Here is a 25,159-nt window from a genome sequence, read left to right on the forward strand (position 1 = left end):
GAAGCACCATGACCGATACCGGAACCGCCATCACAAAGCCCGCCCGTTCCGTCTTCGAAACGTCGCCGGAGAAGCTGCAGCCGTTCCTGCGCTCCCTGGCCGCGCGCGTGTCGGGCGGCGCCAACTGGATGGTGCGCAAGAAGACGGTGTGCGACCTGCTGCTGGGGCTCGACGCCTTCTTCGCCCTGCCGGCGGAGGAGCGCCGCACGCTGATGGGCACCGGGGACGAGGAGGGCGCAGGGGACAAGGACGTGTCCGGCCCGGCCGACTTCCGCAACGTGCTGCCGCTCTACGTCGGCGCCATCCTGGAAGGGCTGGACGAGAAGGCCGTTACGGGACCGGAACAGGCGGCCATCTACATGCTGTCCATCCACCCCGAACACCAGATGGCCGCCGAAGAGTGGATGCTGCGCGATCCGCGCAACGGCAAGGCGGTGCGCAAGCTGATGCGGTCGGACCGCCGCTACCGGCAGCTGATGGACCGCATGGCCGATCACTGGAAAAAGGCCGGCCGCGCCCTGATACCGCCCGGCAGCGATCAGGATGCGGATCAGGGCAGCAGCGAAACGATCAGCAGCCCGAGATAGACGCCGAGCGCCAGGCCGAGGAGGATTCCGTAATCCTCGTCCGTCATCGGATTCGAATCGGGATCGAACTGCCGCATGTCGTACTCCGAACGTGTCAAGACATGTCCAGAGTAACCGTTGACAGGCCCGAAGGTCCCGCGACAAGGCCGGCACAAAGTTGGGACCGCGCCGGGGCGCGGTCCACAAGGCTCGGGAGGAAGGGCCTGTCAGGAAGGTTCGGTTCAGGAAGGTTCGGTTGAGGCTCAGGCCGAGGGCCGCGCCTCGCCGGTGATGGCGGGCTTGGGCGGCATCTCCTCGGCCAGCACGCGGTAGGCGAATCCGCCGAGCACGCCGCCGACGATCGGGGCCAGCCAGAACAGCCACAGCTGCTGCAACGCCCAGCCGCCGACGACCAGCGCCGGGCCGGTGCTGCGCGCCGGATTGACCGAGGTGTTGGTCACCGGAATGCTGATCAGGTGGATCAGGGTGAGGGCAAGCCCGATGGCGAGCGGGGCGAAGCCCGCCGGCGCCCGGCGGTCGGTGGAGCCCAGGATGACGACCAGGAACATGAAGGTCAGCACCACCTCCGCCACCAGCCCGGAGGTGAGGTTGTACGCGCCCGGCGAATGCTCCCCGTACCCGTTGGCGGCCAACCCCTTGGCGGCCAGCGACCAGTCCGCCTTACCGCTGGCGATGACGTACAGCACCAGCGCCGCCAAGAAGGCGCCGACGACCTGGGCGATGACGTAAGGCAGGATGTCCTTCGCCGGGAACCGCCCGCCGGCCCACAGTCCGACGGTGACCGCCGGGTTCAGGTGGCAGCCGGAGATGTGGCCGACCGAGTAGGCCATCGTCAGCACCGTCAGGCCGAAGGCGAGAGAGACGCCGGTCAGCCCGATGCCGACTTCGGGAAAGGCCGCGGACAGCACGGCGCTGCCGCAACCGCCGAAGACGAGCCAGAAGGTGCCGAGAAACTCCGCCGTCGTGCGCCGGAACATGGTCATGGGAGCACTCCTACGCTTTCCCTTTTTTCAAGACCGCCTTGGCCGGCCCTCTTGCTGGCTTCGTGACGACGTCCTTTGTCTTGCAGGCCGTTCCGGGATCCGTTGTGCGCCCGCGGGTCCGGCGCGGGCCAGCGCGCGGGCGTAACATACTGTTGCCCACCTCCAGGACCGGCTACCCCGTCCGTCGGCGCGCCCTCCGCCCGGTCGGGTGGCCCTTCCCGGCGGGGTTTGCCATACTGCGGCCCTGACGCTGATCGACACTCGCCCAACCCCACCAACGACCGCAGGTTTGCCGATGCGCCGCACGATCGCCACCGCCGCCAAGAAAACCATCCTGTTGGCCGTACTCGCGCTGGCGGCGCCGGCGTACGCCGACACGGCGACCGTGGCCGCGCTGAAGCAGTTCGGCGAACCGGAGTTCAAGCCGGGCTTCACTCACTTCCCGCACGCCAACCCTGACGCGCCGAAGGGCGGGGCCGTTACGCTGGCCGCCCAGGGCAGCTTCGACAGCCTGAACCCGATCATCCTGCGCGGCGTGACCCCGCGCACGCTCGGGCTGGTGTCGGACAGCCTGATGGTCGGCTCCGGCTGGGAACTGGACGCCGCCTACGGCGCCTTGGTCGAAAGCGTGGAGGTGCCCGACGACAAGAGCTGGGCAACGTTCCACCTGCGCAAGGACGCGCGCTGGCACGACGGCGTTCCGCTGACGGCCGGGGACGTGGTGTTCGCCTGGGACTCGATCCAGGCGCACGGCTCGCCCTTCCTGAAATCCTTCCTCGACCGCGTCGCCACGGTAGAGGCGCTGGACGACAACCGCGTGAAGATCACGCTGAAGACCACCGGCGAGATCAAGCCGATCATCGACTTCGCCACCTCGATCGCGCCCCAGCCGAAGCATTGGTGGACGGCCAACGGCCGCGACATCTCCAAGACGACGCTGGAACCGATCCTCGGCAGCGGCCCCTACCGCATCAAGACGGTCGATCCCGGCCGCTCCATCACCTACGAGCGCGTCCAGGATTATTGGGGCAAGGACTTGCCGGTGGCGCGCGGCTTCAACAACTTCGACACCGTCAAGGTCGACTATTACCGCGACGACGATGTGATGTTCGAGGCCTTCAAGGCCGGCGCCTACGACTTCCGCACCGAGAACCGGGCGCAGCGCTGGACCACCGGCTACGACTTCCCGGCCATGAAGGACGGCCGCGTGGCGCGGCGCGCGGTGAAGAGCGAGTTGCCGCTGGGCGCCCAGGGCTTCCGCCTGAACACCCGGCGCGCCAAGTTCGCCGACCCGCGGGTGCGCGAGGCGCTGGGCTATCTGTTTGATTTCGAGTGGATCCAGAAGAACATCCTGTACGGGCAGTACAGCCGCACGACGTCGAATTTCCCCAACTCCGACTTCGGCGCCAAAGGTCCGCCCACGTCGGCCGAGTTGGCCCTGCTGGAGCCCTTCCGCGGCAAGATTCCAGAGCGCGCCTTCACCAACGCCTTCGAGCCGCCCAAGACCGACGGCAGCGGCAACAACCGCGCCAACGTCCGCGAGGCGACGCGCCTGTTCCGCGAGGCCGGCTGGGAGCTGAAGAACGGCAAGCTCACCAACGCCAAGACCGGCGAGGCGATGAGCATCGAGTTCCTGGACGGCAGCGGCGGCCTGACGCGCGTGGTGCAGCCCTATGTCGAGGCGCTGCGCAAGGTCGGCATCGACGCCACCCTGCGCCTCGTCGACACCGCCCAGTACCAGGCGCGCACGGACGAGTTCGACTTCGACGTGGTGGTCGCCAACTTCAACTTCTTCACCCCGCCGGGGACGGAGCTGCGCAGCTACTTCGGCTCGGCCGCCGCGGACATCAAGGGATCGGCCAACTACGCCGGCATCAAGCAGCCTGCCGCGGACGCCCTGATCGACCGCGCGCTGGCCGCCAAGGACCTGGACTCGGTGCAGGCCGCCACCCGCGCGCTCGACCGCGTGCTGCTGTGGGGTTTCTACATGATCCCGCACTGGTACAATCCGGACAACTGGGTCGCCTACAAGACGAAACTCGCCTTCCCGTCAACGCCGCCGAAATACGACCTGGGCTTCCGCAACAGCGGCTTCCCGGACACGTGGTGGGTGCAGCCCGGCAAGGAGGGGTAAGCGCCCCGAACGTCCCCCACCCCGGGGGATCGGGACATAAGCCGAGGCTCCGCCTTGATTGTGCCACAGGTCGCCCCCTACCTTACCGGAAACGGGAGAGGCCGAGAGGGGCATGACAAAGACCGGAAAAGCGATCCTGGCCGCCGTGATGTGCCTGTACCTCGTGGCGCCGGGCGCGCACGCGCAGCCGGGTAGCCACGCGGTGACGGCGCACGGAACGCCCAAATACGGGCCGGACTTCAAGCATTTCGACTACGTCAACCCGGACGCGCCCAAGGGCGGCGAGGTGAAGCTGGCGACCTACGGCAGCTTCGACAGCCTGAACCCCTTCATCCTGCGCGGCTCTCCCGCCGGCGGCGCCGGCCTGCCCTTCGAGACCCTGACGGTCGGCAGCAACGACGAAGTGCTGACCCAGTATGGTTTGCTGGCCGAAACAATTGCCGTCGCCGACGACCGCGGCTCCGTCGCCTTCACGCTGCGGCCACAGGCGCGCTTCCACGACGGCACGCCGGTGACCGTCGAGGACGTGATCTGGAGCTTCGAGACGCTGCGCGACAAGGGCCACCCGACCTATCGCACCTATTACGCCGACGTGGCGAAGGCGGAGAAGACCGGGGAGCGGACGGTCACCTTCACGTTCCGCAACGGCAACAATCCCGAACTGCCAGTCATCATGGGCCAGTTGCCGGTCCTGCCGAAGCATGTCTTTGAAACCCGCGACTTCGCCTCCACCACGCTGGAGCCGATCGTCGGCAGCGGCCCTTACAAGATCGCCGACGTGCAGCCCGGCCGCTCCATCACCTACCAGCGGGTCGCCGACTGGTGGGGCAAGGACTTGCCGGTCAACCGCGGCCGCTACAACTTCGACCGCATCCGCTTTGATTACTACCGCGACCTGGACGTGGTGTTCGAGGCGTTCAAGGCGGGTGCCATCGACTTCCGGGTGGAGAATTCCTCGAAAAACTGGGTCACCGGCTACGACGTGCCGGCCGTGCGCGAGGGGCGGATCGTCCGCGAGGAGATCAAGCACCAAGACCCGCAGGGCATGCAGGCCTTCGTCTTCAACAGCCGCCGCCCCATCTTCGCCGACCGCCGGGTGCGCGAGGCGCTGAATCACCTGTTCGACTATGAGTGGACGCGCGCGAACCTGTCCTACGGCCTGTTCCAGCGCACCAAGAGCTTCTTCGCCAACTCCGAACTCGCCGCCACGGGTCTGCCGAGCGAGGCCGAGGTGAAGCTGCTGGAGCCCTTCCGCGGCAAGCTGCCGGAGGAGGTCTTCAGCAAGGCTTACGAGCCGCCGAAGACCGATGGATCCGGCAACATCCGCCAGAACCTGCGCACCGCGCTCGGCCTGCTGAAGGAGGCCGGTTGGGAGTTGAAGGGCAACAAACTGGTCAACGCAAAGACCGGCGAGCCCATGCGCTTCGAGATACTGCTGGTCCAGGCGGACATGGAGCGCATCACCCAGCCCTTCGTCCGCAACCTGGAACGGGCGGGCATCGAGGCCGGCATCCGCGTGGTGGACACGGCGCAGTACCAGAACCGCACGGACAATTTCGACTTCGACATGATCATCCAGCGTATGCCGCAGTCGTTGTCGCCCGGCAACGAGCAGCGCGACTACTGGCAATCGGCCAAGGCCGACCTGCCGGGCAGCCGCAATCTGGCGGGCATCAAGGACCCGGTCGTCGATCAGCTGATCGAGACGCTGATCCAGGCTCCGGACCGCGACAGCCTCGTGGCCGCGACCAAGGCGCTCGACCGCGTCCTGCTGTGGGGCTGGTACGTCATCCCGCAGTGGCACGACGACGTGCGCCGCGTCGCCTATTGGAACCGTTTCTCCCACCCGGCGGTTGCGCCCAAGTATGGCTTGGCGTTCGTCGACACTTGGTGGGTCGATCCGCAGAAGACGGCCTCCCTGAAGACGGCTCCCTGAGGACGGCCCACTAAAGACGAACAATTTCAGAAAGGCGATCCCGCGCGATGCTGGCCTACATCATCCGCCGTCTGCTGCTGATCATCCCGACGCTGTTCGGGATCATGGTCATCAACTTCCTGATCGTGCAGATCGCCCCCGGCGGCCCGATCGAGCAGATGATCGCCCGCGTCCAGGGCACGGCGGTGGAGGCAACCGCGCGCATCGGCGGCACCGGCGGAGGCGACACCGGCGGAGCCGGCGCGCAGAACCAGCAGGCCCAGGGCGGGGACACCGGCAGTCGCTACCGCGGCGCCCAGGGCCTGGACCCGGAGTTCATCAAGCAGCTGGAGCGCGAGTTCGGCTTCGACAAGCCGCTGCACGAGCGCTTCATCCACATGATGTCCAATTACATCGTGTTCGACTTCGGCAAGAGCTACTTCCGCGACCGCCGCGTTGCCGACCTGGTGATCGAGAAGATGCCGGTGTCGATCTCGCTGGGCATCTGGACGACGCTGATCGTCTATCTGGTGTCGATCCCGCTGGGCATCGCCAAGGCGGTGCGCGACGGGCAGCCTTTCGACGTCTGGACCTCCGGCGTGGTCATCGTCGGCTATGCCATCCCCAGCTTCCTCTTTGCCGTGCTGCTGATCGTGGTCTTCGCCGGCGGGCGCTATTTCGACTGGTTTCCGTTGCGCGGGCTGGTGTCGGACAACTGGCACGAACTGCCCTGGTGGAAGCAAATCCTGGATTACCTCTGGCACATGGTGCTGCCGGTCCTGTCCATGGTGATCGGCGGCTTCGCCGGCCTGACCATGCTGACCAAGAACTCCTTCCTGGAGGAGATCAACAAGCAGTACGTCATCACCGCCCGCGCCAAAGGCTTGGCCGAGCGCCGGGTGCTCTACGGCCACGTCTTCCGCAACGCCATGCTGATCGTCATCGCCGGCTTCCCCGGCGCCTTCATCGGCATCCTGTTCACGGGCGCCCTGCTGATCGAGGTGATCTTCTCGCTGGACGGGCTGGGCCTGCTGGGCTTCGAGGCGGCGATCAACCGCGACTACCCGGTGATGTTCGGCACGCTGTATTTCTTCACGCTGCTGGGCCTTGTCATGAACCTCGTCGGCGACATCACCTACGTCGCCGTCGACCCCCGCATCGACTTCGAAGCGCGGAGGGTGTGATGGGGGTGCTTATCATGCCGACGCACACTCCCTCTCCCCTCTGGGGAGAGGGTTGGGGTGAGGGGGTTGCGCTTTTGCCGAACGCACCGCCACGCGCAACCCCCTCACCCTCCCCTCTCCCCGGGGGGGAGAGGGAAAGCCCCCGTTGGGAGGGCCAGCCATGAGCGGCGAGCGCTTCCTGGGATTCCGCGTCACACCGCTGACGCGGCGGCGGCTGGCGAACTTCCGGGCGAACCGGCGGGGCTTCTGGTCCTTCTGGATCTTCCTGGTCCTGTTCGTGCTGTCGTTGGGCGCGGAGTTCATCGCCAACGACAAGCCGCTGCTGATCAAGTACGACAATGCGCTGTACTGGCCGGTCTTCCACACCTACCCGGAGACCACCTTTGGCGGCGAGTTCGAAACGGAAACCGACTACCGCGACCCCTTCGTCCGCCAGCTGATCGAGGAGAAGGGCTGGATCGTCTGGCCACCGATCCCCTACAGCTACCGCACGATCAACTACAACCTGCCGGTCCCCGCCCCGGCTCCGCCGTCGGCGGACAATTGGCTGGGCACCGACGACCAGGGGCGCGACGTGGTGGCGCGGCTGATCTACGGCTTCCGCATCTCGGTCCTGTTCGGGCTGGTGCTGACCGCCGTCTCCTCGGTGGTCGGCATCATGGCGGGCGCGGTCCAAGGTTACTTTGGCGGCTTGACCGACCTGCTGTTCCAGCGCTTCATCGAGATCTGGCAGGGCCTCCCAACCCTGTTCCTGCTGATCATCCTCTCAAGCGTCGTGACGCCGAACTTCTGGTGGCTGCTGGGGCTGTTGCTGCTGTTCTCCTGGACCGCGCTGGTCCATGTGGTGCGGGCGGAGTTCCTGCGGGCGCGCAACCTGGATTACGTGCGTTCGGCCCGCGCGCTGGGAGCGACGGACGCAACGATCATGGTGCGGCACGTGCTGCCCAACGCCATGGTGGCGACGCTGACCTTCATGCCCTTCATCCTGAACGGCTCCATCACCACCCTGACCGCGTTGGACTTCCTGGGCTTCGGCCTGCCCCCCGGCTCCCCCTCGCTGGGCGAGCTGCTGGCGCAGGGCAAGGCGAACCTTCAGGCGCCCTGGCTCGGCCTGACCGCCTTCTTCGTGCTGGCGATCATGCTGAGCCTGCTGATCTTCATCGGCGAGGCGGTGCGCGACGCATTCGACCCGCGCAAGACCATCGGCCAGCTGTCCACCGCCACGTCCGGCGCCAACGAGGCCGCCGCCGTGGCCGCGAAGACGAAGCGGGAGGCGGCGGAGTGACCAAGACCCAAAGCACAGCCCCAAGCACGGCTTCAAACACGGCCCCAAGAAGGCGGAACAGCCCATGACGACCGACACCCAGCACACCGACACTCCGCATCCCATCACCGACCTCCTGCATGTCCGCGGCCTCCAGGTGGAGTTCCGTTCCGGCGGGGGCGTGATGCACGCGGTCAAGGGCGTGTCCTTCGACATCGCCAAGGGGGAGACCGTGGCGCTGGTCGGCGAGTCCGGCTCGGGCAAGTCGGTCACCGCCCTGTCGATCCTGCAGCTGCTGCCCTACCCCATGGCGCGCCACCCCGCGGGCTCCATCCGCTTCCGCGACCAGGAACTGCTGGGGGCGGAAGAGAAGGTTCTGCGCGAGGTGCGCGGCAACCGCATCGCCATGATCTTCCAGGAACCGATGACCTCGCTAAACCCGCTGCACAGCATCGAGCGGCAGATCAACGAGACGCTGTTCCTGCACAAGGGCCTGTCGCGTACCGCCGCGCGCAAGCGCACGCTGGAGCTGCTGCGGCTGGTCGGGCTGCCCAACCCGGAACAGCGCCTGAACGCCTATCCGCACGAGCTGTCGGGCGGCCAGCGCCAGCGCGTGATGATCGCCATGGCGCTCGCCAACGAGCCCGACCTGCTGATCGCCGACGAGCCGACCACCGCGCTGGACGTCACCATCCAGGCGCAGATCCTGGAGCTGCTGAAGGACCTGCAGCGCCGCTTCGGCATGGCCCTGCTGCTGATCACCCACGACCTGGGCGTGGTGCGGAAGATGGCCGATCGCGTCTGCGTCATGAACCAGGGCGAGATTGTCGAGCAGGCCAACGTCGCCGACATCTTCATCCGCCCGAAACACCCCTACACCCAAAAGCTGCTGGCCGCGGAACCCAAGGGAAACCCGCTGACCCCGCCGGAGAACGCGCCGGAGGTGATGGCCGCGGACGCGCTGAAGGTCTATTTCCCGATCAAGAAGGGGCTGCTGCGCCGGACCGTGGATTATGTCCGCGCCGTGGACGGCGTGTCGGTGGACGTGCGGCAGGGTCACACGGTGGGGGTGGTCGGCGAGTCCGGCTCCGGCAAGACGACGCTGGGGCTGGCTCTGCTGCGGCTGCACGCCAGCCAGGGGGCGATCCGCTTCGACGGGACGGACATCCAGGGCTGGCAGGCGAAGCGGCTGCGGCCGCTGCGGCGGGAGATGCAGGTGGTTTTCCAGGACCCCTACGGCAGCCTGTCGCCCCGCCTGTCCGTCGGCCAGATCATCGGCGAGGGGCTGACCATCCACGGCATCGGGTCGGGCAAGGAGCGCGACGCCATGGTGGCGAAGGCGCTGGAGGAGGTGGGGCTCGACCCCGCCAGCCGCCACCGCTACCCGCACGAGTTCTCCGGCGGCCAGCGCCAGCGCATCGCCATCGCCCGCGCCCTGGTGCTGAAGCCGAAGTTCGTGGTGCTGGACGAGCCGACCTCGGCGCTCGACATGTCGGTGCAGGCGCAGATCGTCGACCTGCTGCGCGACATCCAGGCGCGCCACAACCTCGCCTATCTGTTCATCAGCCACGACCTGCGGGTGGTGCGGGCGCTGTCCAGCCACGTCATCGTCATGAAGGACGGCAAGGTGGTGGAGCAAGGACCCACCCGCCGCATCTTCGAGGAGCCGGAGCAGGATTACACCCGCGCCCTGCTCGCCGCCGCCTTGAACCTGGAGGCGGTCAAGTCCGACGCCGTGCGGATGTGACCGGACGCCGTTTCCCGGCTGGGGGCGAGGCTTTGGGGGTTCGCGGGGACGGTTGCTTCCCCGGCAGCGCCACCTCCCGCCATTGCCCCGGCGCCAGCCCATCGAGCGTCCAGTCGCCGATGGACCAGCGGATCAGCCGCAGGGTCGGAAAGCCGACCGCCGCGGTCATGCGGCGGACTTGGCGGTTGCGGCCCTCGCGCAGGGTCAGCGCGATCCAGCTGGTGGGAATGCTGGCGCGGTGGCGCACCGGCGGGTCGCGCGGCCACAGGTTGGCCGGTTCCTCCATCCGCAACGCTTCAGCCGGCAGGGTCGGGCCGTCGTTCAGCGTCACACCGGCGCGCAGGCGCTGCAAGGCCTCCTCCGTCGGCACGCCCTCGACCTGCACCCAATAGGTTTTGGGCAGCTTGTGCTTGGGCGAGGCGATGCGCGCGATCAAGGCGCCGTCGTCGCTCAGCGTCAGCAACCCCTCGCTGTCGCGGTCCAGCCGCCCGGCGGCATAGACGCCCTTCACCGGCACATGGTCGGCCAGGGTCGGGCGGCCCTGATCGTCGGTGAATTGGGGCAGCACGCCGTAGGGCTTGTTCAGAAGGATCAGACGGGGCACGGTGCGCTCAACGGGTTGGAAAACGATAACGACATTACAGGGGTTTGCACCGTGACGCTGCTTTTCTGCTCCACCACCGACCGGGCCGACGACTGGCTCGGTGAACTCGACCGCCGCATGCCCGGGCTGGAGGTGCGGGTGTGGCCGGAGATGGGTGACCCGGCGGACATCGACATGGCCCTGGTCTGGAAGCCGCCGCAGGGCCTGCTCGCCAGCCTGCCGAACCTGAAGCTGATCGTGTCGCTGGGCGCCGGGGTGGAGTCGATGCTGCTCGACCCGACGCTGCCGGACGTGCCGCTGGTACGCATGGTGTCGGAAGGGCTGACCCTGGACATGGCCGGCTTCGTGGCGCTGCAGGTTCTGCGCTGGCACCGGCAGCTGGACGAGTACAAGGCCCAGCAGGCGGCGCAGACCTGGACCCAACTGGGCCACAAGCCGGCGTCGGAGGTCACCGTCGGCTTCCTGGGCTTGGGCGAACTGGGCACGGCCTCGGCCAGGACGTTGCTGAGCATGGATTACCGCGTGCTGGGCTGGAGCCGCACGCCCAAGAGCGTGCACGGGGTGGAGAGCTATTCCGGGGCCGAGGGTTTGCCCAGGATGCTCGCCCAGTGCGACCTGCTGGTCTGCCTGCTTCCGCTGACGGACGGGACGCGCGGCGTCCTGAACCGGGACCTGTTCGCCGCCCTGCCGCGTGGCGCTGTGGTGATCAACGCCGCGCGCGGCGGGCATCTGGTGGAAGCCGACCTGCTGGAGGCGCTGGACAGTGGCCATTTGCGCGGCGCCAGCCTGGACGTCTTCGCGGAGGAGCCGCTGCCGCCCGGCCATCCCTTCTGGAGCCACCCGCGCATCCACGTCACCCCGCACATCGCGGCGGTCACCCACCCGTCGCGGTCGGCCCACATCGTGGTCGACGCGATCACCGCGCTGCGCGATGGGCGGCCCCTGCCCAACCTCGTGAACCGCAAACAGGGCTACTGAACGGTTTCCTCGACGGCAACCACATCATCGAGGCTGGCGGCGGTCAATTCCGCCTCCAGCCGCGCCTTGGCGGCGGAGGCCAGCTCCTCCTCCGCCCGGATGGTCGCCAAGTCCTCCGGCGTCACGGCGCCAGCGTCAATGACCAGTTCGGCGAAGTCGGAGAGGAAGACGCTGCCCTTGACGGTGCGCTGGACGAGCACACTGCGCTTGTCCTCCGCATCGCGCTTGCGCTTGATGAAGCCCAGCAGGGACAGCCGGTCGAGCGCGCGGGTCACCGCGGGCTTGGAAATGTTCAGCATCGCCGCCAGACCGCGCACGGTGTGCGGCGGATCGGTCAGATAGACCTGGAGCATGATCGCCATCTGCCGCGCCGAAAGGTCCGGCCCGTCCTGCCGGACACTGGCGATCAACGCCGTGCGCCACAAGCCGAGCGCCTTGAGGTTCCGTGCCATGCATCCCCCCGAATGCCGCGCCCGGATCCCGCCCCCGGACACGCGGGACGAGTGTCACCCATGCCGCCCCACGCAGGCAAGCGTTTCGCAGCCGGATTGATCGGTCAGTTCGTCGCGGGGGGATGGGTAAGCCGCATCAATAGATCAGCTCGTTCTCGCCACTGCCTTCGGAGATGACGATTTCGCCGCGGGCCGCCAGATCCTTGGCGAGCTGGACCATGTACATCTGGGATTCGTCCACCTCGCGGACGCGGACGGGGCCCATGGCGGCCATGTCCTCGCGCAGGATCTTCGCGGCGCGTTCGGACATGTTGGAGAAGAACAGGTCCTTCAGCGTCTCCGACGCGCCCTTCAGGGCGGTGGCGAGCTTCTGCTTGTCGACGCTGCGCAGCAAGGCCTGGACGCCGGAGGGGTCGAGCTTCGACAGGTCCTCGAAGGTGAACATCAGCGACTTGATGCGCTCCGCGCTGTCGCGGTTGCGTTCCTCCAGGGCGGCCATGAAGCGGTGCTCGGTCGTGCGGTCCAGGCCGTTGAAGATTTCGGCCAGCATTTCGTGGCTGTCGCGGCGGCTGGTGCGGGCGAGGTTGGTCATGAACTCGGTGCGCAGGGTGCGCTCCACGTCGTCCAGAACCTCCTTCTGCACGGCCTCCATGCGCAGCATGCGCATGATGACCTCCATGGCGAAGCTTTCCGGCAGCTGGGTCAGCACGCGGCCGGCGTGCTCCGGGCGGATCTTCGACAGCACCACGGCCACGGTCTGCGGGTATTCGTTCTTCAGGTAGTTGGACAGCACCGACTCGTTCACGTTGGCGAGCTTGTCCCACATGGTGCGGCCGGCGGGACCACGGATTTCCTCCATGATCGAGTCGACCTTGTCCTTGGGCAGGGTCTTCAGCAGCAGGCGTTCGGTGCTGTCGAAGGAGCCGACCAGGGAGCCGGTGGCCGACATCTGCTCCGCGAACTCCACGAACAGGCGCTCGATGAGGTTGGCGGAGACGGTGCCCAGGTTCGCCATCACCTGGGACAGCTCCTTGATCTCCTCGTCGTCCATCATCGCGAACAGCTTGGAGGAATGCTCGTCGCCCAGCGCCAGCATCAGGATGGCCGCCTTCTCCGGACCGGTGAGGGTGCGATAATCCTCACGAACCTTCAGCGCCATGACTTCCGCCTCCAAAGACACGAACCGGCACCAAAGCCTGCCAGTATTATCCTTTGGTTTTAGCCCTTTCCGAATCGTCAATCCACCCCCGCGACGGGCGCGGGGGTGACAATTTTAACCATATGTGATCGATTGAGGTTTCCGCTCAACCAAACCGCTTGGCGATGACCGCGTAGGCCGCGCGCAGGCCCAGCGCTTCGCCGCCTTCCGGACGGCCGGGACGGCTGGAGCTGTTCCAGGCGAAGGTGTCCAGGTGCGCCCAAGGCGTGTCCTTGGACACGAACTCCTGGAGAAAGAGGCCCGCGGTGATGGCGCCGGCCATGCCGTTGGTGGTGACGTTGTTGATGTCGGCCACCTTGCTGTCCAGCCCCTTGCGGTAGGGCGCCCACAACGGCAGGCGCCACAGCGGGTCGTTGTGCTCCTGCCCCGCGGCCAGCAGGTCGTCGGCGAGATCGTCGCTGTTGGAGAAGAGCGCCGGCAGCTCCGGCCCCAGGGCGACGCGGGCGGCCCCCGTCAGGGTGGCGAAGTCGATCAGCAGGGCGGGCTTTTCCGAATCGGCCTCGGCCAGCGCGTCGCACAGGATCAGGCGGCCTTCCGCGTCGGTGTTGCCGACCTCCACCGTCAGGCCCTTGCGGGTCTTCAGCACATCCATCGGCTTGAAGGCGTTGCCGGAAATGACGTTCTCCACCGCCGGCACCAGCACGCGCAGCCGCACCGGCAGCCCGGCCATCATCACCATGCGGGCGAGCGCCAGCGCGTGCGCCGCCCCGCCCATGTCCTTCTTCATCAGCAGCATGCCGGACGACGGCTTGATGTCCAGGCCGCCGCTGTCGAAGCAGACGCCCTTGCCGACGATGGTGACCTTGGGGTGGTCCGGGTTGCCCCAGCGCAGGTCGATCAGCCGCGGCTCTCGCGGGCTGGCGCGACCGACGGCGTGGATGGCCGGGTAGTCGCGGTCGAGCAGCGCGTCGCCGACGATCACGGCGATCGCGGCCTCGAACTCCTCAGCCAGAGCGGCGGCGGCGTTGGCCAGCTCCGCGGGCCCGAGGTCGTTGGCCGGCGTGTTGACGAGGTCGCGCAGCAGATAGGTCGCGGTCGCCGTGCGCTGCACCGCGCCCTGGTCGGCGTGCTTCGGCCAGACCAGTCCGGCGAAGCCTTTCTCCGACTTCTTGTAGCGGTCGAAGCGGTAGCTGCCGAGCGCCCAGCCCAGCGCCAGCCGCGTGGCGGCACGGCCGTCGAGCTTGGCGTCGGTCTCCTCGTCCAGGCGGTAGCTGCCCGGCGGCAGGCCGCCCGGCAGGCCGGCGAGGCCCCAGAGATCGTCGAGCGCCGAGACGCCGACCAGCACCCGGGCGACCGTCCCGCCCTCCCCCGGCAGGAAGGCGGTGGAGCCGGCCTCCGCCGCGAAGTTGACGGCCTTCACCCAGGCCGCAATGGCGTCCTTCTGGGCGGGCGGCTGGGACTCCAGCCAGCCGGACAGACCGGCCTTGGTCAGCGGGGTGATGGTCACGGTGCCGGTGCCGGCCGTGGCGAGCAGGGTGGCGAGCAAGACGGGCGTCCTTCAGAAGACGGGAAACAGGGTCAAGAGGATGGCGCGGCGAAGCGGCCCTGAAAAGGGGGCAATGGGACCGATCCGGGGCGTGCGATCGAATGAAACGCTGTGAAACGCCATGAAACACAAGCGACGGTGATGTTTCACCGGTGCCCCTCTCCGGCGACATAAGACTTTTATCCTATATGATCGTGGAGGATGAGGCAACAGGGCGGCGCGCAAGTCCCCCTCTCCTGCCCCCGGCGGGAGAGGGCTTCGAATTGCATTCTTTTGAAGCGATTGCCCTGGGGACCGATCGCGGAAAGGCTGTATTGTGGCGCTCCACATGGTCCGACATTTCTCCAGACCAATTTTCAACACGGGGGATTCATCATGACCGAGTTGACGCTCATCATCGGCAACAAGGCCTTTTCGTCCTGGTCGATGCGCCCGTGGCTGGCGCTGAAGCACAGCGGCCTGCCTTTCCAGGAGATTCTGATCCCGCTGCGCCAGCCGGACACCGCCGCGCGCATCGCGGAACATTCGCCGTCGGGCCGGGTGCCCAGCCTGCGGGATGGTGATCGGGTGATCTGGGATTCGCTGGCGATCTGCGAGTATCTGGCGGAGATCGCCCCCGCGGCCGGGCTGTGGCCGGAGGACGCCGGGGCGCGCGCGGTGGCGCGGTCGGTGTCGGCGGAGATGCATTCGGGCTTCGTGGGCCTGCGCACCCACATGTCCATGGACCTGAAGGCGATGCGCCCCGGCGTTGGCCACAACCCGGAAAGCGAGGCGGACATCGCTCGCGTGCTGGAGTTGTGGCGCGCGACGCGGGAGCGGTTCGGGGCGGATGGTCCCTTCCTGTTCGGCCGCTTCTCCATCGCCGACGCCATGTACGCGCCGGTGGTGACGCGCTTCATCACCTACGGCGTCGAGATGGACGAGGTCGGGCGCGCCTACGCCGAGGCGGTGATGAGCCTGCCGGCCATGAAGGAATGGGTGGCCGCCGCCAAGGCCGAGCCGTGGGACATCTACACGGACGAACGCCCGACCGGCGTGTTCGTCGCGCCGTAAAGGATTCACCACCAAGGCACCAAGGCACCAAGAGTCCACGCCGTGCCGGTCGCGAGGATTCTTGGTGTCTTGGTGCCTTGGTGGTGAAAATCCCTCACCCCAGCAACCCCGTCATCACCGCGCGCAATTGCGCCGGCTTCACGGGTTTGTTCAGGACGTGGCAGCCCTTGGACTGCGCCTCCTCCACCACTTCGGCGGTGCGGTTGGCGGTGATCAGGACCGAAGGCAGCTGCGTCCCACAACGCTCGCGCACGCGGGCGATCTCGGTGAAGCCGATCACGCCGTTGTCCAGGTGGTAGTCGGCGAACAGCACGTCGGGCGTTGCGCTGTCGAGCGCCCGCAGGGCCTCGTCGCCGCTGGCCGCCGTCGCGACGGTGCAGCCCCAGCCTTCCAGAAGCGCGCGCATGCCGGCCAGAACCGCCGGCTCGTTGTCGATGACCAGCACGCGGGTGCCGGCCAGCCGGTTGGTCGTCGTGCGCACCGGCGCCTCCAGCGCGCGGGCCGGGCGGGCGTAGCGGCCGAAGGGCACGGTGACCGCGAAGACGGACCCGCGGCCGGGCTGCGACCGCACGGTGATGGGGTGGTCCAGCATCCGCGCCACCCGGTCGACGATGGCGAGGCCGAGGCCCATGCCGCGCACCCGTTCGTTGGCGCAGGGCGTGTCGAGCCGCCGGAATTCCTGGAAGATCTCGCCCAGCTTGTCGGCCGGCACGCCGGGGCCGGTGTCGCACACCTCGATCCGCAGGCCGGCCGGGGTGCGCCGGCAACCGATCAGCACCTTTCCCGCGCCATCACCGGACGGGGGACAGGCCGGCGTGTAGCGCAGCGCGTTGGACAGGAAGTTCTGCAGGATGCGGCGCAGCAGGCGGATGTCGCTGCGCACCACCGCGTGGCTGGCGACGACGCGCAAGTCCAGCCCGCGCTCCTTGGCGACCGCGGCGTATTCGGTGGCGAGCGCCCCCAACAGGCTCTGGATCGGGAAATCGGCGACTTCTGGCCGCACGGCTCCCGCGTCCAGCTTGGAGATGTCCAGCAGCGTGGACAGCAAATCCTCCACCGAGGCCAGCGCCACGTCGAGGTTGTCGACCAGCCCGCGGCTGGGCTCCGGCTGCTCCAGATCGCCGAGCGCCGCGACGAACAGGCGGGCGGCGTTCAGCGGTTGCAGAAGGTCGTGGCTGGCCGCGGCCAGGAAGCGGGTCTTGGACAGGTTGGCCTGCTCCGCCTCCGCCTTGGCGAGGCGCAGGGCCTCCTCCGCCGCGATGCGCTCCGCGATTTCCTGCTGGAGCTGTGTGTTGAGGCGCGTCAGCTCCGCCGTGCGCTCGACGACGCGGCGCTCCAGGCTGTCCTTGGCGTCGGCCAAGGCCTCCGCCGCCATCCGGCGTTCGGTGATGTCGTGGATCAGGCCGAAATAGCCCAGGACCTCCCGCTTGCCGCCGCCCCGCTTCTCGCCGAAATGCGGGATGTAGGTGGCGACCGCGTAGCGCGGGGCGCCGTTCTCGCCGGGCAGGTCCAGCTCGAAGGTCACCTCCTCGCCGGCCAGCGCGCGCAGGATGTAGGTGCGCCGCGCCTCGTAGTAGAGGTCGCCGAGTGCGGCCCACATGGGCTGGCCCTCGATGTCCTCCCGCGCGCGGTTGAACCAGTTCTCGTAGGCCTTGTTGACGAAGCGGAAGCGCTGCTCCGCGTCCACGTAGGCGATCAGGGCCGGCACCGCGTCGGTGACCAGCCGGATGCGCTGCTCGCTGTCGCGCAGGGCCTGCTCGGCCCGCTTGCGCTCCGTGATGTCGGTGAAGGTCAGGACGAAGCCGCCGCCCGGCATGGGGTTGCGGCTGATTTCCAGGACCGTGTCGTCCAGCCAGGGCTGCTCCACAAGGCAGCTCGGCGCCATCAGCGCGCGCAGCGACAGGCCCGCCTCGCCCATCGCCCCATCCCCCATCGCCGCATGGTGCAGGATGAATTCGGCAAAGCTGGCGCCCCGGCGCGCGACGCTGTCCGGCAGGCGCAGCAAGGCGGCGAAGCGCTCGTTCCAGGCGACCAGCCGCTGGTCGCGGTCGTAGACGCCGACCCCCTGCGCGATGTTGTCGAGCGTGGCCTGGAGGAGCGCCGACTTTTCGGCCAGCTCGCGCTCGCGCCGGCGGGTCTCATGCTCCTTGATGTCGGTGATGTCGGTGTAGACGCCGACCACGCCGCCGTCGCGCGTCCGCCGCTCGTTCACCTGGATCCAGCGGCCGTCCGACAGGCGGTAGATGTAGGGGCCCTTCAGCTCCCGGTGCTGGGCCAGGCGCTGCGCCAGCCACAGGTCCGGCCGCGGGTAGGCATCGGCGACGGAGCGCGAGGAGGCGGCCAGCTCCGCGATGTCCTTGAACCGCACGCCCGGCATGATCTTGTCGCGGATTTCCGGCCACAGGGCCAGGTACTTGCTGTTGCAAAGCACCAGCCGGTCGTCGGCGTCGAAGATGGCGAACCCCTCGTTGACCGACTCGATGGCCTCCGACAGGCGGGTGCGCATGGTGTCGGCCAGTTCCTTCGCGCGGGCGAGGTCGCGGTGGCTGTCCTCCAGCTCGCGCAACGCCCGCTCCACCTCCAGCGTGCGCTCCCGCACCTTCTGCTCCAGCACGATGGCGGTCTGGAACAGGGAGAAGGCGCCGCCCTGGACGTCCATGGACCGTTCCACCCGGTCCATCAGCACCTGATTGATGCGGCGGAGCTTGGCGTTCTCACGCTCCAACCTGTCCAGCCGGGCGCGTTCGTCGCCGCTGAGCGGTGGTGTCGGCCCCAGTGGATCGGGAAGGTTGCGGTCGGAGAAGAGGATCGTCATCGCGCACCTATGGCGACGCCGGTGAAGGTCTGGTTGACGTGCATGGCGTTGTACTGCTCGCCGTAGGCGCAGAAGCCGACGACGTTGTGCCGCGCCAGCGTGGCCGACATAACGTGCTTCAGCTGGCGCTGCTCCAGCTCCAGCCGGCGCAGGATGCAGTCGCAGCCGAGCACGAGGTCGGGCGGCCCGCCGACCTCCGCGGCCAGCTTCAGCATCATCGCCTCGAAATTCTCCACCGGGTCGACGCCGCGGGCGACGGTCAGCACGATCCCCTCGTCGATGGCGCAGTAGAAGGTCAGGCTCTCGTCCTCGTTGACCTTCTGGATGGAGCGGACGTGATACTCGCCGCCGACGCGCACCACCACCGGATGGGCGGCGAAGATCATCGGGGTCAGCGGTTCCCCCTCCAGCCCGACCATGCGGGCGTATTCGCGCCCCGCGGGCTCCGCGTTGATCTCCGTGACGATGCGGCGCTGCGGGTCGGCGCCAGTGACCACCATCTTGGCATCGGACGCCACGAAATGCTCGGTCCGAAACACCACGAAGCGACGCGCGGTGGTAACCAGCATCAGAACCGCGGCGTTGGAATGGAACCGCCCCTCGTGCAGGACGAAGGTGCGCTCGAAGCGCAGCTCGTCGCCGGCGGAGCCGCCGAACAGCGGGATGTCCATCAGCACGCTGTGCAGCGCACTGACCACCATCTCCTCCGCCCGCGACATGCCGTCGATCATCAGGAAGGCGAAGCAGCCATAGTCGCGGAAGGCGTCGGCGCGGGCGGCGAGTGCGGCGTCGCGCTGCGCCAGCACCTCGCGCAGGACGCGCGGCGCCTCGGCGATGGAGAAGCGGTCGAGGTCGTCGATGCGCTGCGCCGCGATGGTGAAGTCGGTTTTTGGGAAGCCGATGCCGACGAGCGACCCGGCGGCGTAGCCGAAGGGCGTGATCTCCCCCGCCGTGGTGCAGCCGATCACCGGGATGGGACCGAACAGCTCCGCCAGCGCCGCCGCCAGCTCCTCCTGGTCGTAATGGGCGGAGCAGAAGACCAGGGCCATCTCCAGCTCTGCCCCACCGCGCAGCCCCTCATACAGCTCCCGCGCCGCGGTCCGCGCGTCCTCGGCCATGGAGACCGCGCGGGGCAGAGGCGGACGGGTGGGCGCGTCGAACAGGGAATCCATCGGTGTGCCGTTGTGGTGGCGGGGAGCGGAAAGCAGCGGCATGGCGTCCATCGCCCCCAAACGGAGGAAGTCGGCAACAGGCCGGCGGGTGACCCATAGGTTATCCCACCCCGGCGCCCGGGGGAAAGCCGCCGGAAGCCGTCGTGCATTCGACATTGGTATAAGGACGACACCACGATGCGAAAAAGGCGCCTCCCGCTGTCGCGGGGGCGCCGAGTTCGGTTCCATATGCACCGCCGCGCGGGGAGGTCAGCATGAACACGGATCAGCTGCCCTGCGGCCGTACCGACCGGGGAAATCTCCCGAAGTCGGTGTCACCATACCGTTTTCCCGTAAAGAGCGCTATGCCAATTTCGTCATAACGGAAGACTGGTGCCGCAAATCCTCCGCCTCCTCATCGGTGAACAGGCGGGAGCGGGTGAGGAAGCGCACGCCCTCCGGCGCCTCCAGCGAGAAGCTGGCGCCGCGCCCCGGCACGACGTCGATGATCAGCTGGGTGTGCTCCCAATAGGCGAACTGGGCGGCCCCCATATAGAAGGGGCAGCTTCCGATTTCCCCCAGTCGCACGTCCTGCCCGCCCGGCTTGAACTCCCCCTCCATGAAGCACATCGGCGCGCTGCCGTCGCAGCAGCCGCCGGACTGGTGGAAGAACAGGGGACCGTACAGCCCGCGCAGCTTTTCGATCAGCTCCAGCGCGGCCGGTGTGGCGACGACGCGTTCGACCATGGGCGGATGCTCCAAGGAAAACAGGCCGGAGGCCGCGAGGCCCCCGGCCGGAAGGTCACAGGGAGGAGACAATGCTGGCAACAATCCCCTCTCCCATCGAGGGAGAGGGGATTGTTCAGGCCCTTAGAAGAAGCCCAGGGCCTTCGGGCTGTAGCTGACCAGCAGGTTCTTGGTCTGCTGGTAGTGGTCGAGCATCATCTTGTGCGTCTCGCGGCCGATGCCCGACTGCTTGTAGCCACCGAAGGCCGCGTGGGCCGGGTAGAGGTGGTAGCAGTTGGTCCACACGCGGCCGGCCTGGATGGCGCGGCCCATGCGGAAGGCGCGGTTGCCGTCGCGGCTCCACACGCCCGCACCCAGGCCGAACATCGTGTCGTTGGCGATGGCCAGCGCCTCTTCCTCGGTCTTGAAGGTGGTCACGGACACGACCGGCCCGAAGATCTCCTCCTGGAAGATGCGCATCTTGTTGTGGCCTTCGAAGACCGTCGGCTTGATGTAGTAGCCGCTCTCCAGCTCGCCGCCGAGGTGGGCGCGCTCGCCACCGATCAGGACCTTGGCGCCCTCGGCCTTGCCGATGTCGATGTAGGAGAGGATCTTCTCCAGCTGGTCGATGGACGCCTGGGCGCCGATCATCGTGGCCGGGTCGAGCGGGCTGCCCTGCTTGACCGCGCCGACGCGGGCGACGGCCTTCTCCATGAACTTGTCGTAGATGCTCTCCTGCACCAGCACGCGGCTGGGGCAGGTGCAGACCTCGCCCTGGTTCAGGGCGAACATGGCGAAGCCTTCCAGCGCCTTGTCCAGGAACTCGTCGTCATCGGCCATAACGTCGCTGAAGAAGATGTTCGGCGACTTGCCGCCCAGTTCCAGCGTGACCGGGATAATGTTCTCCGCCGCGTACTGCATGATCAGGCGGCCGGTCGTCGTCTCGCCGGTGAAGGCGATCTTGGCGATGCGCGGGCTCTGCGCCAGCGGCTTGCCGGCCTCGATGCCGAAGCCGTTGACGACGTTGATCACGCCGGCCGGCAGCAGGTCGCCGATGATCTCCATCATGACCATGATGGCCATCGGGGTCTGCTCGGCGGGCTTCAGCACGACGCAGTTGCCGGCGGCCAGCGCCGGGGCGAGCTTCCACACCGCCATCAGCAGCGGGAAGTTCCAGGGGATGATCTGGCCGACGACGCCCAGCGGCTCGTGGAAATGATAGGCGTAGGTGGTGTGGTCGATCTCCGCGATCGTGCCTTCCTGGGCGCGGATGCAGCCCGCGAAATAGCGGAAGTGGTCGATCGCCAGCGGCAGGTCGGCGTGGGTCGTCTCGCGGATCGGCTTGCCGTTGTCCAGCGTCTCGGCCAGCGCCAGGACGTCCAGACGCTCTTCCATGCGGTCGGCGATCTTGTTCAGGATGCGCGAGCGCTCGGCGGGCGAGGTGCGGCCCCAGGCGTCCTTCGCGGCGTGGGCGGCGTCCAGCGCCTTCTCGATGTCCTCGGCGGTCGAGCGGGCGACTTCGCACAGGGGCTTGCCGGTGATCGGGGTCAGGTTGGTGAAGTACTGGCCCTTCGTCGGGGCCACCCACTGGCCGCCGATGAAGTTGTCGTAGCGCGGCCGGATGGCGACCTGCTTGCTGAGCGTTTCCAGGGCCTGATGGATCACGACGCTTTCCTCCCAACGCGAATTGAAGCTTGCTGCGCGAAACGCGGTCGTTGTGCGGATTTTGCCATATCGCCCGATATGCGTTTCCCGTCACAGCGCCCTGCTGTTATCGCGGCTTTCGGCCCAGGCGGTAAATTCGACTTTCGTTGCAGAGGACGCCCGACGCGATTTCCGGAATGACCCCACGGCGCGAAATGGTACCTTGGGCCAGAGGACACCCCGCGATCCGGCGAGACGAAGGACATGACGACCGACATCCGGCTGCGCTTCCTGCACCCGTCCGGGGCCATCGGCCCCGGCAAGGTCACGCTTCTGGAGCAGATCGACCGCACCGGCTCCATCTCCGCGGCGGCGCGCGCGCTCGGCATGTCCTTCCGCCGCGCCTGGTTCCTGGTGGAGACGATGAACACCGCCTTCCGCGAACCGGTGGTGCGCACCAACGTCGGCGGGCGCGAAGGCGGCGGCACCGGCCTGACCGCCTTCGGCCAGGAGGTCGTCCGCCGCTACCGCCTGATGGAGGAGGAAGCCCGCAAGGCCGCCGCCCCGCACCTGTCCTGGCTGGACGAGGCGCTGAAGGCGGAGGCGGAGGCGGAGGAGACGAAGGAGTCGTAACGGGCACTGCCCCGCCTCCGCCTAAAGTACGACGGGCCGCGACACTGGCGACCTTGCTCCACCACGCGTGCGCGCATAGTCTCGGAATACTAACAAATGAAAAGGGCGAACGCCCGACCCCGCTTCCTTGTGAAGACGGGGCGGAGACGTCCGTCCAACAAATCTCGGTTCCAGAAAACACCGCCCTTAGGGAGTGCGACGATGCAGCGCTCGCTCAACATCGACCCGGGCAAATGCACCGGGTGCCGTCAGTGTGAGATGGCTTGTTCATACGAGAACGAAGGAGTCTTCAACCCGTCCAAGTCGCGCATCAAGGTCTTCACCTTCGATGCGGAAGCCCGCTTCGTCCCCTACACCTGCACCCAGTGCTCCGAGGCCTGGTGCATGCAGGCCTGCCCGGTGGACGCGATCAAGGTGAACCTGGCCACCGGCGCCAAGGAGGTCCACGCCGACCTCTGCGTCGGCTGCAAGGTCTGCACCATCGCCTGCCCGTTCGGCACCATCAACTACAACGCCTCCTCCGGCAAGGTCATGAAGTGCGACCTGTGCGAAGGCGATCCGGCCTGCGCCAAGGCCTGCCCGACGCAGGCGATCACCTTCGTCGATTCGAACTGGACCGGGCTGGACAAGATGCGCGCCTGGGCCGCCAAGACCGACACCGGCGCACGCGCGAACTGAGGGGGACCAGACGATGGGATGGGCACGTAAGATCCTGCGCGTCAACCTGACCGCCGGCACGGTGAAGGTTGAGCCGCTGAACATGGAGTGGGCCCAGAAGTACCTGGGATCCCGCGGCCTGGGCACGAAGTATCTCGTGGAGGAGATCGACCCGAAGGTCGATCCGCTGTCGCCCGACAACAAGCTGATCTTCGCCACCGGGCCGCTGACCGGCACCATGGCCTCGACCGGCGGGCGCTACACGGTCATCACCAAGGGGGCGCTGACCGGCGCCATCGCCTGCTCCAACTCCGGCGGGTTCTTCGGCGCGGAGCTGAAGTTCGCCGGCTGGGACATGATCATCTTCGAGGGCAAGGCGCCCTCGCCCGTCTTCCTGTTCGTGGAGGACGGCAACGCCCGCCTGCTGCCCGCCGACCACCTCTGGGGCAAGTCGGTCTGGGACACGGAGCACGCCATCAAGGCGGAGCTGCAGGACCCGCTGGTCCGCGTCTCCACCATCGGCGTGGCCGGTGAGAAGGGCGTGAAGTACGCCTGCATCGTCAACGACCTGCACCGCGCCGCCGGCCGCTCCGGCGTCGGCACGGTGATGGGGTCGAAGAACCTGAAGGCCGTCGCCGTGCGCGGGACGGAGGGCGTGAAGGTCCGCGACTTCCTGGGCTTCCTGAAGGCGAGCGAGACCGCCAAGGGCGTGCTGGCCGGCAACGCGGTGACGGGCCAGGGCCTGCCGACCTACGGCACGCAGGTCCTGATGAACGTCATCAACGAGACCGGCGCGATGCCGACGCGCAACCACCGCGACATCCAGTTCGAAGGCGCGCACAAGATCTCCGCCGAAGCCATGGCGGAGAAGCGGCCGACCGACGGCAAGCCGAACTTGGTCGCCAACCAGGCCTGCTTCGGCTGCACCATCGCCTGCGGCCGCGTCAGCATGATCGACAAGACCCACTACACGGTGGTCAACCGGCCGCAATACTGGGGGGCGTCGGGCGGGCTGGAGTATGAGGCGGCCTGGGCGCTGGGCTCCAACACCGGCGTGGACGACCTGGAGGCGCTGACCTTCGCCAACTTCATCTGCAACGAGCAGGGCTTCGACCCGATCAGCTTCGGCGCCACCGTCTCGGCGGCGATGGAGCTGTACGAGACCGGCGCCCTGACCAAGGAGCAGACCGGCGGCATCGAGCTGCGCTTCGGCTCGGCCGAGGCGCTGACCCAGATCGCCGAGCTGACCGGCAAGGGCGAGGGCTTCGGGGCGGAGATCGGGCTGGGCTCCAAGCGGCTGTGCGAGAAGTACGGCCATCCGGAGTTCCACATGGGCGTCAAGGGCCAGGAGTTCCCGGCCTACGACAGCCGCGGCATCCAGGGCATGGGCCTGACCTACGCCACCTCCAACCGCGGCGCCTGCCACCTGCGCAGCTACACCGTGGCGTCGGAGGTGCTGGGCATCCCGGAGAAGACCGATCCGCTGGCGACCGACGGCAAGGCCGGGCTGGTGAAGGCCTTCCAGGACGCCACGGCGGCCTTCGACAGCGCCGGCATCTGCATCTTCACCTCCTTCGCCTGGACGCTCCAGGACGTGGCCCCGCAGGTGGACGCGGCCATCGAAGGCGGCTGGAGCGTGGACCGCATGGTCGAGACGGGCGAGCGCATCTGGAACCTGGAGCGCCAGTTCAACCTCGCCGCCGGCTTCACCGCGGCCGACGACACGCTGCCCAAACGGCTGCTGTCCGAACCGGCGACCTCCGGCCCGGCGAAGGGACGCGTTAACGACCTCGCCAAGATGCTGCCGGAATATTACGACATCCGCGGCTGGACGACGGACGGCGTGCCGACCAACGAGACGCTGGCCCGGCTGGCGCTCTAAACCCACCTTCGAGTCCCCTCTCCCCCCTGGGGAGAGGGTTAGGGT

At 67.7% G+C, this 25,159-nt stretch carries 20 protein-coding genes; 11 read left to right on the plus strand and 9 right to left on the minus strand.

Features of this window, described 5'->3' with window-relative positions; genetic code table 11:
* Positions 1–8: 8 nt before the first annotated feature.
* Positions 9–587 carry a hypothetical protein gene (locus M2351_RS13450; protein WP_264656551.1) on the plus strand — a complete coding sequence of 193 codons (579 nt, stop codon included), beginning with the start codon at positions 9–11 and terminating at the stop codon, positions 585–587.
* A 242-nt stretch (positions 588–829) separates the two neighbouring features.
* Here the strand turns inward: M2351_RS13450 and aqpZ are convergent, their stop codons facing one another.
* Positions 830–1,570 carry an aquaporin Z gene (gene aqpZ / locus M2351_RS13455; RefSeq protein WP_264656552.1) on the minus strand — a complete coding sequence of 247 codons (741 nt, stop codon included), beginning with the start codon at positions 1,568–1,570 and terminating at the stop codon, positions 830–832.
* Positions 1,571–1,865: 295 nt separating this feature from the next.
* Between aqpZ and M2351_RS13460 the strand changes: the two genes are divergently transcribed.
* The 5 genes from M2351_RS13460 to M2351_RS13480 all read left to right on the plus strand — a co-directional run bounded on the left by M2351_RS13460 (position 1,866) and on the right by M2351_RS13480 (position 9,814).
* Positions 1,866–3,704, plus strand: coding sequence for an extracellular solute-binding protein (locus M2351_RS13460; protein WP_264656553.1), 1,839 nt, complete (start codon positions 1,866–1,868; stop codon positions 3,702–3,704).
* A gap of 112 nt (positions 3,705–3,816) precedes the next feature.
* Entirely contained in the window at positions 3,817–5,640 is a 1,824-nt protein-coding gene (locus M2351_RS13465) for an extracellular solute-binding protein (RefSeq protein WP_264656554.1), read from the plus strand.
* Between the two features lie 47 nt (positions 5,641–5,687).
* Entirely contained in the window at positions 5,688–6,803 is a 1,116-nt protein-coding gene (locus M2351_RS13470) for a microcin C ABC transporter permease YejB (protein WP_264656555.1), read from the plus strand.
* A 160-nt stretch (positions 6,804–6,963) separates the two neighbouring features.
* Positions 6,964–8,088 carry an ABC transporter permease gene (locus M2351_RS13475; RefSeq protein WP_264656556.1) on the plus strand — a complete coding sequence of 375 codons (1,125 nt, stop codon included), beginning with the start codon at positions 6,964–6,966 and terminating at the stop codon, positions 8,086–8,088.
* A gap of 64 nt (positions 8,089–8,152) precedes the next feature.
* Positions 8,153–9,814 (plus strand): ABC transporter ATP-binding protein, encoded by a 1,662-nt coding sequence (locus M2351_RS13480; RefSeq protein ID WP_264656557.1) that lies wholly within the window; start codon positions 8,153–8,155, stop codon positions 9,812–9,814.
* Here the strand turns inward: M2351_RS13480 and M2351_RS13485 are convergent.
* Entirely contained in the window at positions 9,789–10,418 is a 630-nt protein-coding gene (locus tag M2351_RS13485; RefSeq protein ID WP_264656558.1) for a pseudouridine synthase, read from the minus strand. The genes M2351_RS13480 and M2351_RS13485 overlap by 26 nt on opposite strands.
* A 51-nt stretch (positions 10,419–10,469) precedes the next feature.
* Between M2351_RS13485 and M2351_RS13490 the strand changes: the two genes are divergently transcribed.
* The gene (locus M2351_RS13490; protein ID WP_264656559.1) at positions 10,470–11,396 is read left to right on the plus strand and encodes a 2-hydroxyacid dehydrogenase; all 927 of its coding nucleotides are present in this window, start codon (positions 10,470–10,472) and stop codon (positions 11,394–11,396) included.
* On the opposite strand, the gene M2351_RS13495 is transcribed toward M2351_RS13490, so the two are convergent.
* From M2351_RS13495 to M2351_RS13505, 3 genes are all read right to left on the minus strand, one after another.
* Entirely contained in the window at positions 11,390–11,848 is a 459-nt protein-coding gene (locus tag M2351_RS13495; RefSeq protein WP_264656560.1) for a MarR family transcriptional regulator, read from the minus strand. The genes M2351_RS13490 and M2351_RS13495 overlap by 7 nt on opposite strands.
* 136 nt (positions 11,849–11,984) lie before the next feature.
* Complete coding sequence (fliG, locus tag M2351_RS13500; protein WP_035670918.1) at positions 11,985–13,007, minus strand: flagellar motor switch protein FliG; 1,023 nt, start codon at positions 13,005–13,007, stop codon at positions 11,985–11,987.
* 145 nt (positions 13,008–13,152) lie between these two features.
* Entirely contained in the window at positions 13,153–14,553 is a 1,401-nt protein-coding gene (locus tag M2351_RS13505; protein ID WP_264656561.1) for a leucyl aminopeptidase family protein, read from the minus strand.
* A gap of 375 nt (positions 14,554–14,928) precedes the next feature.
* Here M2351_RS13505 and M2351_RS13510 point away from each other — a divergent pair, with 375 nt between their 5' ends.
* Positions 14,929–15,606: a glutathione S-transferase family protein gene (locus M2351_RS13510; RefSeq protein WP_264656562.1), complete on the plus strand. Its 678-nt coding sequence runs from the start codon at positions 14,929–14,931 to the stop codon at positions 15,604–15,606.
* Positions 15,607–15,700: 94 nt separating this feature from the next.
* Here the strand turns inward: M2351_RS13510 and M2351_RS13515 are convergent, their stop codons facing one another.
* The 4 genes from M2351_RS13515 to adh form a co-directional block, all read right to left on the minus strand.
* Positions 15,701–18,421, minus strand: coding sequence for a NahK/ErcS family hybrid sensor histidine kinase/response regulator (locus M2351_RS13515; protein ID WP_264656563.1), 2,721 nt, complete (start codon positions 18,419–18,421; stop codon positions 15,701–15,703).
* Positions 18,418–19,635: a nitric oxide-sensing protein NosP gene (nosP, locus tag M2351_RS13520; protein WP_264656564.1), complete on the minus strand. Its 1,218-nt coding sequence runs from the start codon at positions 19,633–19,635 to the stop codon at positions 18,418–18,420. Before nosP ends, M2351_RS13515 begins: the two co-directional genes overlap by 4 nt.
* Before the next feature lie 300 nt (positions 19,636–19,935).
* Positions 19,936–20,319: a DUF779 domain-containing protein gene (locus tag M2351_RS13525; protein ID WP_264656565.1), complete on the minus strand. Its 384-nt coding sequence runs from the start codon at positions 20,317–20,319 to the stop codon at positions 19,936–19,938.
* A 123-nt stretch (positions 20,320–20,442) separates the two neighbouring features.
* Positions 20,443–21,963: an aldehyde dehydrogenase gene (gene adh / locus M2351_RS13530; protein WP_264656566.1), complete on the minus strand. Its 1,521-nt coding sequence runs from the start codon at positions 21,961–21,963 to the stop codon at positions 20,443–20,445.
* Positions 21,964–22,206: 243 nt separating this feature from the next.
* Between adh and M2351_RS13535 the strand changes: the two genes are divergently transcribed.
* The 3 genes from M2351_RS13535 (at position 22,207) to M2351_RS13545 (ending at position 25,114) form a co-directional block, all read left to right on the plus strand.
* Complete coding sequence (locus M2351_RS13535) at positions 22,207–22,575, plus strand: winged helix-turn-helix domain-containing protein (RefSeq protein WP_264656567.1); 369 nt, start codon at positions 22,207–22,209, stop codon at positions 22,573–22,575.
* A gap of 201 nt (positions 22,576–22,776) precedes the next feature.
* Entirely contained in the window at positions 22,777–23,253 is a 477-nt protein-coding gene (locus M2351_RS13540) for a 4Fe-4S dicluster domain-containing protein (protein ID WP_264656568.1), read from the plus strand.
* Positions 23,254–23,266: 13 nt separating this feature from the next.
* Positions 23,267–25,114 (plus strand): aldehyde ferredoxin oxidoreductase family protein, encoded by a 1,848-nt coding sequence (locus M2351_RS13545; protein ID WP_264656569.1) that lies wholly within the window; start codon positions 23,267–23,269, stop codon positions 25,112–25,114.
* Positions 25,115–25,159 lie beyond the last annotated feature (45 nt).

It is taken from the genome of Azospirillum canadense (assembly GCF_025961225.1).
Lineage (GTDB): Bacteria > Pseudomonadota > Alphaproteobacteria > Azospirillales > Azospirillaceae > Azospirillum > Azospirillum canadense.